13 protein-coding genes are annotated in these 12,665 nt (G+C 70.4%); 11 read left to right on the top strand and 2 right to left on the bottom strand.

The genetic code is table 11. The features are described 5' to 3' along the window. Positions 1-13: 13 nt before the first annotated feature. Positions 14-3,547: a DNA polymerase III subunit alpha gene (gene dnaE / locus EP757_RS18295; RefSeq protein WP_127547649.1), complete on the top strand. Its 3,534-nt coding sequence runs from the start codon at positions 14-16 to the stop codon at positions 3,545-3,547. A 37-nt stretch (positions 3,548-3,584) separates the two neighbouring features. Beyond that, positions 3,585-4,409, top strand: a complete 825-nt coding sequence (locus tag EP757_RS18300) for a hypothetical protein (protein ID WP_197725534.1) — start codon at positions 3,585-3,587, stop codon at positions 4,407-4,409. On the opposite strand, the gene EP757_RS18305 is transcribed toward EP757_RS18300, so the two are convergent. Further along, positions 4,335-5,042, bottom strand: coding sequence for an LON peptidase substrate-binding domain-containing protein (locus EP757_RS18305; RefSeq protein ID WP_127547651.1), 708 nt, complete (start codon positions 5,040-5,042; stop codon positions 4,335-4,337). The genes EP757_RS18300 and EP757_RS18305 overlap by 75 nt on opposite strands. Before the next feature lie 123 nt (positions 5,043-5,165). Between EP757_RS18305 and hisD the strand changes: the two genes are divergently transcribed. The 7 genes from hisD to priA all read left to right on the top strand — a co-directional run bounded on the left by hisD (position 5,166) and on the right by priA (position 10,076). Further along, positions 5,166-6,476, top strand: coding sequence for a histidinol dehydrogenase (hisD, locus tag EP757_RS18310; protein WP_127547653.1), 1,311 nt, complete (start codon positions 5,166-5,168; stop codon positions 6,474-6,476). Continuing rightward, positions 6,473-7,549: a histidinol-phosphate transaminase gene (locus EP757_RS18315; RefSeq protein WP_127547654.1), complete on the top strand. Its 1,077-nt coding sequence runs from the start codon at positions 6,473-6,475 to the stop codon at positions 7,547-7,549. The genes hisD and EP757_RS18315 overlap by 4 nt, the downstream gene beginning before the upstream one ends. Positions 7,550-7,622: 73 nt before the next feature. Next, entirely contained in the window at positions 7,623-8,234 is a 612-nt protein-coding gene (gene hisB / locus EP757_RS18320; RefSeq protein ID WP_111648744.1) for an imidazoleglycerol-phosphate dehydratase HisB, read from the top strand. Beyond that, positions 8,231-8,392: a hypothetical protein gene (locus EP757_RS43265; RefSeq protein WP_174262411.1), complete on the top strand. Its 162-nt coding sequence runs from the start codon at positions 8,231-8,233 to the stop codon at positions 8,390-8,392. The genes hisB and EP757_RS43265 overlap by 4 nt, the downstream gene beginning before the upstream one ends. A gap of 1 nt (position 8,393) precedes the next feature. Next, a complete protein-coding gene (hisH, locus tag EP757_RS18325) occupies positions 8,394-9,014 on the top strand; it encodes an imidazole glycerol phosphate synthase subunit HisH (RefSeq protein ID WP_127547655.1) in 621 nt (206 codons plus the stop codon). Continuing rightward, the gene (locus EP757_RS18330) at positions 9,011-9,331 is read left to right on the top strand and encodes a hypothetical protein (RefSeq protein WP_127547656.1); all 321 of its coding nucleotides are present in this window, start codon (positions 9,011-9,013) and stop codon (positions 9,329-9,331) included. Before hisH ends, EP757_RS18330 begins: the two co-directional genes overlap by 4 nt. A gap of 19 nt (positions 9,332-9,350) precedes the next feature. Beyond that, positions 9,351-10,076 carry a bifunctional 1-(5-phosphoribosyl)-5-((5-phosphoribosylamino)methylideneamino)imidazole-4-carboxamide isomerase/phosphoribosylanthranilate isomerase PriA gene (priA, locus tag EP757_RS18335; protein WP_127547657.1) on the top strand — a complete coding sequence of 242 codons (726 nt, stop codon included), beginning with the start codon at positions 9,351-9,353 and terminating at the stop codon, positions 10,074-10,076. Here the strand turns inward: priA and EP757_RS18340 are convergent. Further along, a complete protein-coding gene (locus tag EP757_RS18340) occupies positions 10,022-10,948 on the bottom strand; it encodes a LysR family transcriptional regulator (RefSeq protein ID WP_127547659.1) in 927 nt (308 codons plus the stop codon). The genes priA and EP757_RS18340 overlap by 55 nt on opposite strands. Before the next feature lie 72 nt (positions 10,949-11,020). Here EP757_RS18340 and EP757_RS18345 point away from each other — a divergent pair, with 72 nt between their 5' ends. Both EP757_RS18345 and hisF read left to right on the top strand, forming a co-directional pair. Beyond that, positions 11,021-11,905: an EamA family transporter gene (locus tag EP757_RS18345; RefSeq protein ID WP_127547661.1), complete on the top strand. Its 885-nt coding sequence runs from the start codon at positions 11,021-11,023 to the stop codon at positions 11,903-11,905. Then, entirely contained in the window at positions 11,902-12,663 is a 762-nt protein-coding gene (gene hisF / locus EP757_RS18350) for an imidazole glycerol phosphate synthase subunit HisF (RefSeq protein ID WP_127547663.1), read from the top strand. The genes EP757_RS18345 and hisF overlap by 4 nt, the downstream gene beginning before the upstream one ends. Positions 12,664-12,665 lie beyond the last annotated feature (2 nt).

Genomic DNA, 12,665 nt, shown 5'->3' on the forward strand with positions numbered 1-12,665 from the left:
AAGGGGGGCTCGGGTGTCCGACTCGTTCGTGCATCTTCATGTTCACACTGAGTATTCGATGCTCGACGGGGCTGCCCGGGTCAAGGAACTCCTCGCCGAGGCGAAACGGCTCGGCATGCCGGCCGCCGCGATCACCGACCACGGCAACATGCACGGCGCCTACGACTTCTACAAGCAGGCGCAAGCAGCCGAATTGATCCCGGTGATCGGCGTCGAGGCCTACGTCGCCCCGGAGTCCCGGCTGACCAAGAGCCGGATCAAGTGGGGTCGCCCGGAGCAGAAGTCGGACGACATCTCCGGTAACGGTGCGTACACGCACATGACCATGTGGGCGCGGAACGCCGTCGGCCTGAAGAACCTGTTCCGGCTCAACTCGCGCGGGTCCATCGAGGGCCAGCTCGGCAAGTACCCGCGGATGGACTTCGACATCATCGCGGAGCACGCCGAGGGGATCATGGGCACCACCGGCTGCCCGTCCGGCGCGGTGCAGACCCGGCTGCGGCTCGGCCAGTTCGACGAGGCGCTCAAGTCCGCCGCGATGTACCAGGAAGCCCTCGGGAAGGACAACTACTTCCTCGAGATCATGGACCACGGCCTGTCGATCGAGAAGCGGGTCCGGGACGGACTGCTGGAGATCAGCAAGAAGCTGGCCATCCCGCCGCTGGTGACGAACGACTCGCACTACGTGCACGAGGCCCAGTCCGAGGCGCACGACGTGCTGCTCTGCGTGCAGACCGGCAGCAACGTCGCCGACCCGAACCGGTTCCGCTTCGACGGCTCCGGCTACTTCGTGAAGTCGGCCGACCAGATGCGCGCCGTCGACTCCTCCGAGGCCTGGCAGGAGGGCTGCCGCAACACGCTGCTGGTGGCCGAGAAGGTGGACACCGACGGGATGTTCACCTTCAAGAACCTGATGCCGCGGTTCCCGATCCCGGACGGCTTCACCGAGGAGGAGTACTTCCGGCACGTGGCCTTCGAGGGCCTGCGCCGGCGCTTCCCGGACGGCATCCCGGACACCCACGTGAAGCAGGCCGACTACGAGCTCGGCGTCATCATCTCGATGGGCTTCCCGGCGTACTTCCTGGTGGTCGCCGACTTCATCCAGTGGGCGAAGAACAACGGCATCGCGGTCGGCCCGGGCCGTGGCTCGGCGGCGGGCTCGCTGATCGCCTACGCCATGGGGATCACCGACCTCGACCCGCTCCCGCACGGCCTGATCTTCGAGCGGTTCCTCAACCCGGAACGCATCTCGATGCCCGATGTCGACATCGACTTCGACGATCGGCGCCGCGCCGAGGTGATCCGCTACGTCACCGAGAAGTGGGGCGAGGACAAGGTCGCCCAGATCGCGACGTTCGGAACGATCAAGGCGAAGGCCGCGATCAAGGACTCGGCCCGGGTGCTGGGTTACCCGTTCGCGGTCGGCGACCGGATCACCAAGGCCATGCCGCCGGACGTCATGGGCAAGGGCATCACCCTCGGCGGCATCTTCAACAAGGAGGACAAGCGCTACAACGAGGCCGGTGAGATCCGCGGGCTCTACGAGACCGACCCGGACGTCAAGAAGGTCATCGACACCGCCCGCGGCATCGAGGGCCTGATCCGGCAGACCGGTGTGCACGCCGCCGGCGTCATCATGAGCGCCGAGCCGATCATCGACCACATCCCGCTCATGCGGCGGGCCAGCGACGGCGTCATCATCACGCAGTTCGACTACCCGACCTGCGAGACGCTCGGCCTGCTGAAGATGGACTTCCTCGGCCTGCGCAACCTGACCATCCTCGACGACGCGAACCGCAACGTCGAGCTCAACCACGGTCAGAAGCTCGACCTGCTGGCGCTGCCGCTGGACGACCCCAAGACGTACGAGCTGCTCGCCCGTGGCGACACCCTGGGCGTGTTCCAGCTGGACGGCGGGCCGATGCGCTCGCTGCTGCGCCTGATGAAGCCGGACAACTTCGAGGACATCTCCGCGGTCCTGGCGCTCTACCGCCCCGGTCCGATGGGCGTCGACTCGCACACCAACTACGCGCTCCGCAAGAACAAGCTCCAGGAGATCACCCCGATCCACCCGGAGCTGGAGGAGCCGCTGCGGGAGATCCTCGAGCCGACGTACGGCCTGATCGTCTACCAGGAGCAGGTGCAGCGCGCCGCGCAGATCCTCGCCGGTTACAGCCTCGGCCAGGCCGACCTGCTGCGTCGTGCCATGGGTAAGAAGAAGAAGGAGATCCTCGACAAGGAGTTCGTGCCGTTCCGGGACGGCTGCCGGGAGCACGGCTACTCCGACGAGGCGATCCAGGCGGTGTGGGACGTCCTGGTGCCGTTCGCCGGCTACGCGTTCAACAAGGCGCACTCCGCGGCGTACGGGCTGGTGTCGTACTGGACCGCCTACCTGAAGGCGCACTACCCCGCGGAGTACATGGCCGGGCTGCTCACCAGCGTCGGCGACGACAAGGACAAGATGGCCATGTACCTGGCGGAGTGCCGCCGCATGGGCATCCAGGTGCTGCCGCCGGACGTGAACCAGTCCGCCGGGCCGTTCACCCCGGTCGGCACCGACATCCGCTTCGGCCTCGGCGCGGTCCGCAACGTCGGTGGCAACGTGGTGGAGGCGATCGCCCGGTGCCGGAAGGAGAAGGGCGACTACAACGACTTCTACGACTTCCTGTCGAAGGTGGACGCGGTCGCCTGCAACAAGAGGACCATCGAATCGCTGATCAAGGCCGGCGCGTTCGACTCGATGAAGCACAGCCGCAAGGGCCTGCTGGCGGTGCACGCCGAGGCGATCGACGCGTACGCCGACGTGAAGCGCAACGAGGCGGCCGGCCAGTTCGACCTGTTCGGCGCGTTCGGCGACTCCGACTCCGGGGTCTCCTCGACGGTGGCGATGCCGGTCATCGGCGACTCCGAGTGGGACAAGCGGGACAAGCTGGCGTTCGAGCGGGAGATGCTCGGCCTCTACGTCTCCGACCACCCGCTCGCCGGCCTGGAGGTGCTGCTGCAGAACGCGGCGGACACCAGCATCGCGGCGCTGAACGAGGAGGGCTCGGTCCCGGACGGCCAGGTCGTCACGCTCGCCGGCATCCTCACCGGCGTCCAGCGACGGATCACCAAGCAGGGCCGGGCGTGGGCCTCGGCCACCCTGGAGGACCTGGCCGGCGGCGTCGAGGCGCTCTTCTTCCCGAACACCTACGAGCTGGTCGGGCAGTACATCGCCGAGGACGCGATCGTGGTGGTCAAGGGCCGGATCGACAGGCGCGACGATCAGGCGCGGATCATGGCGATGGACATGTCGATCCCGGATGTGACCAGCAACCCGGACAGCAAGCCGGTCACCCTGACGATGCCGATCACTCGGTGCACGCCACCGCTCGTGGACGAGCTGAAGGAGATCCTGATCAGCCACCCCGGGGACACCGAGGTGCACGTCCACCTGCAGAACGGCAGCCGGACCACGGTGATGCGCCTCGGTGGCGTGCGCGTCGCGCCCACCCCGGCGCTCCGAGCCGACCTCAAGATGATTCTCGGCCCGTCCGCAGTCGCCTGACAGCGGCGTCCCAGCGCTGATCTGGAAGGATCGTAGGGTGCAACCGAGCGATCTCGAACCGCCGCCCTACGATCCCGGCCCGCCGCCGGAGCAGCGGTGGCAGCCTCGTCGTGGCCCGCGCCGGCCGGTGGGGCGGACGGCGGTCGTCACGTTCGTCACCCTCGCCGTGGTCAGCGCGCTGGGCGTACCGCTCGGCCTGCTCTGGCGGTGGCTCTCCCCGGGCGTCCCGGTGGTCGACGTCGGCGACAGCGGGATCGTGGTGAACGACCCGTCGCCCGAGCAGTACATCGCGGCGGACGGCTGGTTCACCCTGCTCGGGATCGCGTTCGGGATCGTCGTGGCGATCGCTGCCTGGCTGGTGCTGCGCCGCGATCGCGGGCCGTTCCTGCTGGCCGGCGTCGTGGGCGGGACCTTCGTGGCCGGCCACTGGGTGGCGCCGATGGTCGGCGAGATGATCGGCCGGGACGCGTACGAGCAGTGGCGGTCCTCGGCGGCACAGGGCGCGACCTATCTCGCGCCGCCCGAGGTGCACTCGCTCGGCCCGACGCTGGTGCCGGCGTTCGCCGCCGCTATCGTGCTGACGCTGCTGGCCGGCTGGTCGAACGACCCCGACCTGGACCAGCCTGGTGCCGCCCCCGGCTACGGGCCGAACCACCCGCCCTTCGATGCCCGCGCCGGTTTCCAAGATCCGGCTTCCCGGGACTCGTCGGTGTTCCAAGATCCGGGTGTGCGGGACTCGGCGTTCCAAGATCGGCAGGTCGAGCGGGCCTCGGACGGGAGCGACGACTCAGTTGGGGCTGGCGGGCCGGGCGAGGTCGGACAGCGGGACGGGGACGGCGCGGACCCGCGCCAGCAGGCCTGACTCCCGGTTGAGCAGCCGCAGTTCGGTACGCAGCCGGGTGGCCGTGTCGGGCGTGGCGAGCAGCAGTTGTCGTTCCTCCACGGTGAGCTGCGCGGTCGCGGCCACCAGATGGGAGAGCACCGTCGGGTCGTCCGGCACCTGGTCGAGCGCTTCGCTGTTCGGCCGCAGCAGCTCCAGGTAGGCCCGGAAGGCGGTCAGCACCCGGGGCGCCAGCAGATGCGCGACCTGGTCGGCCTCGTCCTCGTCCTCGAGCCAGCGGACCCGGGCGGTGAGGTACGGCTCGGCGCCCTGCTCGATGCTCTGCACGCTGAACCGGCGCCGCCCGACGGTCATGATGTCGAACCGGCCGTCAGGTAGCTCGGTGACGTGCCGCAACTCGGCGGTGCAGCCCACCTCGTACAGATCCTCGGCTCGCACCGGCGGCACCGACGGGTCCTCGCCGTCGACCGGGTCGGGCGCGACCTCGCTGCCGTGCCGCAGGGTCACCACGCCGAACTCGTGCGGCTCGTCGGCGGACTGCGCCACCAGCTCCCGCACGAGAGTGCGGTATCGCTCCTCGAAGATGTGGAGGGGCAGCACCAGCCCGGGAAAGAGCACCGTGCTCAACGGGAAGACCGGCAGCCGATCGCTCACGCGCTCAGCCTAGTCGAGCACTGACCTTGGTCAACCCGGCGCGGTACGGCAAACCGTGTCCCAACGCCTGGGCCGGGGGCGTCGGCTTCGCTGGCCGTGCTGGTGGCGGCCTAGACTAGGACCGTGCTGAATCGGATCGACCTGCGCGGCTCCACTCGTGACCCGCGCGGACTGCTGCCCCGTGCCCAGCTCGACGTCTCCGTGGCCGTCGAGCGGATCCGCCCGGTCGTCGAGGCGGTCCATCAGCATGGATTCAGCGCGATCCTCGAGGCCACCGAGCGATTCGACGGCGTGAAGCTGGAGCGCCTGCGCGTCCCGGCCGAGGCGATCACCGAGGCCGAGGCGACCCTCGACCCGGAGGTCCGCGCCGCGCTGCTCGAAGCGATCAAGCGGGCCCGCAAGGTGCACCGTGATCAGCGTCGCACCGACACCACCACGCAGGTCGTGCCGGGCGGCACGGTCACCGAGCGCTGGGTGCCGGTCCGCCGGGTCGGCCTCTACGTGCCGGGTGGCCTCGCGGTCTATCCGTCCACCGTGGTCATGAACGTGGTGCCCGCCCAGGAGGCCGGCGTCGAGGGCCTGGTCGTGGCGAGCCCGCCGCAGCCGGACAACGGCGGCCTGCCGGACGCCCGGGTGCTCGCCGCGTGCGCGCTGCTCGGTGTGACCGAGGTCTACGCGGTCGGCGGCGCCCAGGCGATTGCGATGCTGGGCTACGGCGCCGACGGGGTGGACGCCGGTGACCGCTGCGAGCCGGTCGACGTCATCACCGGTCCCGGCAACATCTGGGTGACCGCCGCGAAGCGGCTGCTCCGCGGCGTCGTCGGGATCGACGCCGAGGCCGGTCCCACCGAGATCGCGATCCTGGCCGACGAGACGGCCGACCCGCGGCACGTCGCCGCCGACCTGATCAGTCAGGCCGAGCACGACCCGCTGGCGGCGAGCGTCCTCGTCACCGACTCGCCGGCGCTGGTCGATGCGGTCGAGGCGGAGCTCGCGGTGCAGGTGACCAGGACCAAGCACGATGAGCGCGTACGCACGGCGCTCACCGGCGAGCAGTCCGGCATCGTCCTGGTCGACGACCTGGAGCAGGGGCTGCGGGTCGTCGACGCGTACGCCGCCGAGCACCTGGAGATCCAGACGCGGGACGCGCGCGAGTGGGCCCTGCGGGTCCGCAACGCCGGTGCGATCTTCGTGGGCGCCTGGTCGCCGGTGTCGCTCGGTGACTACGCGGCCGGCTCCAACCACGTGCTGCCGACCGGTGGCTGCGCGCGGCACTCGTCCGGTCTGTCGGTGCAGTCGTTCCTGCGCGGCATCCACGTCGTGGAGTACGACGAGGCCGCGCTGCGCGACGTCGCGGGTCACGTGGTGGCCCTGTCCACTGCCGAAGATCTCCCGGCGCACGGCGACGCAGTGAAGGCAAGGTTCTCTCAGTGACCACTATCGACGACCTGCCGATCCGGGACGATCTGCGCGGCAAGTCGCCCTATGGCGCGCCGCAGCTCGACGTACCGATCCGGTTGAACACGAACGAGAACTCCTACTCCGTCCCGGACGACGTGGTCGAGGCGATCGGCAAGGCCGTGCAGGCCGAGCTGCGCGACCTCAACCGCTACCCGGACCGGGACGCGATAGCGCTCCGCAACGAGCTGGCCGGTTACCTCGGCCACGACCTGACCACGGCGAACGTGTGGGCGGCCAACGGCTCCAACGAGGTTCAGCAGCAGCTGCTGCAGGCGTTCGGCGGGCCGGGCCGGTCGGCGCTGGGGTTCGGCCCGTCGTACTCGATGCATCCGCTCCTGGCCCAGGGCACCGGCACCCGCTGGATCGGCGCGCTGCGTGACCCCGACTTCGGGCTGAGCGCCGAGGCGGCGGTCGCCGAGATCGAGAAGCACGACCCCGACCTGGTCTTCGTCTGCTCGCCGAACAACCCGACCGGCACGGCGCTGGACCCGTCCGTCGTGGACGCGATCCTGGCGACCGCGCGCGGCATGGTGATCGTCGACGAGGCGTACACCGAATTCGCCCGGCCCGGCACGCCGAGCGCGCTGACCCTGCTGCCCGGCCACCCGCGGCTGGTGGTGAGCCGGACCATGAGCAAGGCGTTCGGCTTCGCCGGCGGCCGGCTGGGTTACCTCGCCGCCGACCCGGCAGTGGTCGACGCGGTGCAGCTGGTCCGGCTGCCCTACCACCTCTCCGCGATCAGCCAGGCGGCCGCGCGGGCCGCCGTGGCGCACCGGGCCTCGCTGCTCGCCACCGTCGAGGCGATCAAGGAGCAGCGCGACCGGATCGTCACCACGCTGCGGGACCGCGGTGTCCGGGTGGCCGACAGCGACGCCAACTTCGTGCTGTTCGCGACTCAGCCCGATCAGAAGGCCGCCTGGCAGGCCTTCCTCGACCGCGGAGTGCTGATCCGCGACGTCGGCCTGGCCGGCTGGCTGCGGGTGACCGCCGGCACCGAATCCGAGACCACCGCCTTCCTGAACGCCGCTGAGGAGATTCTTTCGTGAGCGAGCGAAGCGAGCGCAGGAAGCTCAGTGCCGTTGCGGGTCACCGCGCCGACGAACGAAGTGAGGAGGGGCTGTGAGCCGCACCGGCCGCATCGACCGCGTGACAAACGAGACGAAGGTGCTCGTCGAGATCGACCTCGACGGCACCGGCAAGGGCGACCTGAGCACCGGCGTGGGCTTCTACGACCACATGCTCAACCAGCTCGCCAAGCACGGCGGATTCGACCTCACCGTGCGGACCGAGGGTGACCTGGAGATCGACTCGCACCACACCATCGAGGACACCGCGATCGCGCTGGGCGAGGCCTTCGCGCAGGCGCTCGGCGACAAGCGGGGCATCCGGCGGTACGGGTCGGCGACCATCCCGATGGACGAGGTGCTGGTCCGGGCGGCGGTCGACCTCTCCGGCCGGCCCTATGTGGTCCACGACGAGCCGCTGCTGACGCCGTACATCGGCCCGGTCTACGCGACGAGCATGACCCGGCACATCTTCGAGGCGTTCGGGCACGCCGCGAAGGTCACCCTGCACGTGGACGTGCTGCGCGCCTGCCGTCCCGGCGGCCACCCGGACGCGCACCACGTCGTCGAGGCCCAGTTCAAGGCGTTCTCCCGGGCGCTGCGCGAGGCCGTCGAGATCGACCCGCGCAACGCCGGCTCGCTGCCGTCGACGAAGGGAGTGCTGTGATCTCGCTGATCCTGTTCGCTCTCGCCGGCATCCTGGTCGGGGGCGTGGTCCAGCTGGTCAAGGCGGGCGCCACGAAGTTCAGCATCGGCCTGGTGGGCGTGCTCGCCGCGCTCGCCACGGCCGGCGGCTTCGCCTGGTGGCCGATGGGGGAGGCCTGAGATGGCTGCCAACGTGGTGATCCTGGACTACGGCTCGGGGAACCTGCGCTCGGCGGAACGGGCCGTCGCCCGGACCGGCGCCGACGTGACGGTGACCAGCGACCTCGCCGCGGCCGCCGCCGCGGACGGTCTCGTGGTGCCGGGCGTCGGGGCGTACGCGGCCTGCATGGCGGGCATCGAAGCGCTCGGCGCCGGACCGGTGATCGCGGACCGGGTCGCGGCCGGCAAGCCGGTGCTCGGCATCTGCGTCGGCATGCAGGTCCTCTTCGACTCGGGGGTCGAGCACGGCGTGGAGACGAAAGGCCTGGGCCTGCTGCCCGGGTCGGTCACCAAGCTCTCCGCCGAGCGGATCCCGCACATGGGCTGGAACACCGTCGAGGTCGCCGCGGGCTCCCGGCTGCTGGCCGGTCTCGCCCCCGACGAGCGGTTCTACTTCGTCCACTCCTACGCCGCACAGGATCTCGCGGCGCTGGGGGATGCCGCGGTGACCACCGCGGCCCACGACCTGCCGTTCGCCGCGGTCGTGGAGGCCGGCGCGCTCAGCGCTGCGCAATTCCACCCGGAGAAGTCGTCGGACGCCGGATATCTGCTGCTCCGCAACTGGGTCGCAGGGCTGGAGTGAGCAAGGAACGTGCGCGGCGGCGGGCCGAGAGGCTCGCCGTCCTGGAGAAGGAGAAGTCCGCCCGGGCCCGGAAGGTCGCCCGACGATCCAAGATCCGCACATTCCGCAAGAAGGTCACACCGCGCTTCGGCCGGGATGGACGGCTCTACCATCGCAGCCGCCGCCAGCGCCTCGGCATCGTCGTCGTGACGCTGCTGGCCGTCGCCGCGGTCTGGACCTTCATCCCGGAGCTAGCCCTCCGCGTCATCCTCACCGCCCTCATCGTTCTGGCCTTGCCCGCCCTCGTGGTCGTGGTGCTCGGCCGCCGTTCCTCATGAAGAGTTCCTTAGGAGAATCGTGACGCTCCAGCTTCTTCCCGCCGTCGACGTCGCCGACGGTCAGGCCGTCCGCCTGGTGCAGGGTGCCGCCGGCTCGGAGACCGCGTACGGCGACCCGCTCGAAGCCGCCCTGGCCTGGCAGAACGACGGCGCCGAGTGGATCCACCTGGTCGACCTGGACGCCGCCTTCGGCCGGGGCTCGAACGCCGAGCTGCTCGCCGACGTGGTCCGGCAGCTCGACGTGAAGGTGGAGCTCTCCGGTGGCATCCGGGACGACGAGTCGCTGACCCGGGCCCTCGCCACCGGCGCGACCCGGGTCAACATCGGCACCGCCGCGCTCGAGGACCCGGAGTGGTGCGACCGGATCTGCGGCGAGTACGGCGACCGCGTCGCGATCGGCCTCGACGTCCGCGGCCGGACCCTCGCGGCCCGGGGCTGGACCCGCGACGGCGGCGACCTGTACGAGGTGCTCGCCCGGCTCGACAAGGCGGGCGCGTCCCGCTACGTCGTCACCGACATCACCAAGGACGGCACCCTGAAGGGCCCGAACCTGGACCTGCTCCGCGAGGTCTGCGCGGCCACCGACAAGCCGGTGATCGCCAGCGGCGGCGTCTCCAGCCTGGAGGACCTGCGGGCTCTCGCCACCCTGGAATCGGTCGGCGTGGAGGGCGTGATCGCCGGTAAGGCGCTCTACGCCGGCGCGTTCACGGTCCGCGAGGCGCTCACCGCGCTGGCGACCGCCTGATCCCAGGCTTCACGTAACGCCTCCTCGGCGGCCTTGATCGCAGGTCGGGCCGCCGAGGAGTCACGCCAGGCGATCACCACGCGACGGGTCGGCAGCGGGGTCACCTGGACGACCCGGACGCCGTCGGGCAGCGCCGGGCGGGCCAGCCTCGGAATGAGGCCGACACCGAGGCCGGCGGCGATCAGGGTCAACTGGGTCTCGAACTCGCCGACCTGGAAGTCCGGTACGAGGCCGGGCAGCCTGCGGATGAGGTATTCGTAGCAGACGTCTCCCGCTCGGACACCGATCCAGCGTTCCTCTCGAACCTGCTCCAGCGAGACCGTGCCCGATATTCCATGTCTCATCGGCACGATGAGATCCGCGTGATCATCACCCAGCTGCGTCTTCGTGATCGACTCCGGATAGCGCAGGCCGACCTCGGGCCAGTCGTCCAGGACCGCGAGATCCACGTGGCCGCGCCGCAGCAACTCCAGCCCCTCGTGCGGATTCACCTCGATCAGCCCCGTGGTGAGTTGCGGGTGGTTCTCCATCAGCCGGCGTAGCGCATGTGGCATCAGCGCGCGGCAGGCCGTCGCGAACGCCGCCACGGTGAGCCGCCCGGTGACCGTGTCCCGATGTGCCGCGAGCGCCGACTCGGCCTCGTGCACGCTGGTCAGCACCCGTTCGGCGTGATCGGCCAGAACCCGGCCCGCGTCGGTGAGACGCAACCGGCGGCCGTCCTTCTCGACCAGGGTGGCACCGGTCTCCCGCTCCAGCTTGGCGATCTGCTGGGAGACCGCCGAGGGAGTGCAGTGCAGCGCCTGGCCCGCCGCGAGGACCGTTCCGTAACTCGCCACGGCATGGAGAGCGCGCAGCCGTCCCAGGTCAATCATGTAGCGATGCTACATCTTGCCTGTAGCTCATTTTGCTGGTGCTTAACGGTTGTCGTGGCCGAGGCTCATCTCATGAGACCGCGCCACCTCGCCCTGGCCGTCGCCGTCGCGGCGATCTGGGGATTCAACTTCGTCGCCATCGACGCCGGGCTGGATCACTTCCCGCCGCTGCTCTTCTCGGCTCTGCGGTTCGGGCTGGCCGCGTTCCCGGCGATCCTCTTCGCCGGCCGCCCGCAGGTGCCGTGGCGCTGGGTCGTCGCCGTCGCGCTGGTGCTCGGCGTCACCAAGTTCTCGCTGCTCTTCGCCGGGATGGCCGCGGGCATGCCGGCCGGGCTCAGCTCGCTCGTCCTGCAGAGCCAGGCGATCTTCACGATGCTCTTCGCGGTGCTGCTGCTGCGCGAACGCCCGCGCCGGGTACAGATCGCCGGTCTCGCCGTCGCGGTCGCCGGGGTGCTGCTGGTCGCCACCAGGATGGGCGCGAATCTCGCCGCCTTCCTGCTGGTCGTCGGCGCGGCCGTGGCCTGGGGCCTGTCGAACGTCGCCACCCGCAAGGCGTCGCCGCCGGACAGCCTGCGCTTCATGGTCTGGGTCAGCGCCCTGGCGACCGGCCCGCTGATCGTTCTCTCGCTGGTGGTCGACGGCTTCGAACAGGACCTCGCCGCGCTTCGTACGGTGGACACCGAGGCGGTGCTCTCGCTGCTCTACATCGCGCTGATCTCGACGCTGGCCGGGTTCGCCGGTTGGGGATTCCTGCTGCGGACGTACGGGGCGGCGACCGTTGCCCCCTTCTCGATGCTCGTCCCGTTCTTCGGCATGGCGTCCGCTTCCCTCCTCCTGCGCGAGCCTCTTCATCTCGTGGACGTCATCGGTGGAGCGCTCGTCGTCGGTGGTGTGCTTTTGGGACTGGTCAGGGGCCGTCCCGCCGTCAGCAGGCGGCTGGCTAGGGTTGAGGTATGACGGTCGCGGTTCGAGTAATCCCCTGCCTGGACGTGGACGCCGGACGGGTGGTGAAGGGCGTCAACTTCGTCGACCTGCGGGACGCGGGCGATCCGGTCGAGCTGGCCGCGGCGTACGACGCCGCCGGCGCCGACGAGCTCACCTTCCTCGACGTGACCGCCTCCTCCGACGACCGCGGCACCATGCTCGACGTGGTCCGCCGTACTGCCGAGTCGGTCTTCATCCCGCTCACCGTCGGCGGCGGGGTCCGCTCGGTGGAGAACGTGGACGTGCTGCTGCGGGCCGGCGCCGACAAGGTGGGCGTGAACACCGCGGCGATCGCCCGCCCCGCACTGATCGAGGAGATCGCCACCCGCTTCGGCAACCAGGTCCTGGTGCTCTCGCTCGACGTGCGGCGCTCCGCCGGCCAGCCGAGCGGCTGGGAGGTCACCACGCACGGCGGCCGCCGCAGCGCCGGCCTCGACGCCGTCGAGTGGGCGGCCCGGGTCGCCACGCTCGGCGCCGGCGAGATCCTGCTGAACTCGATGGACGCCGACGGCACGAAGGCCGGCTTCGACCTGGAGCTGATCCGCGCCGTCCGCGCCGTCGTCGACATCCCGGTGATCGCCAGCGGCGGCGCCGGCGCCGTCGGGCACTTCCCGCCGGCCGTGGCGGCGGGCGCCGACGCGGTGCTGGCCGCGAGCGTCTTCCACTTCGGTGACCTGACCATCGGCGAGGTCAAGTCGACCCTGCGAGAGGCCGGCCAGCCGGTCCGCTGACC

The sequence above is a fragment of the Actinoplanes sp. OR16 genome, assembly GCF_004001265.1.
Lineage (GTDB): Bacteria > Actinomycetota > Actinomycetes > Mycobacteriales > Micromonosporaceae > Actinoplanes.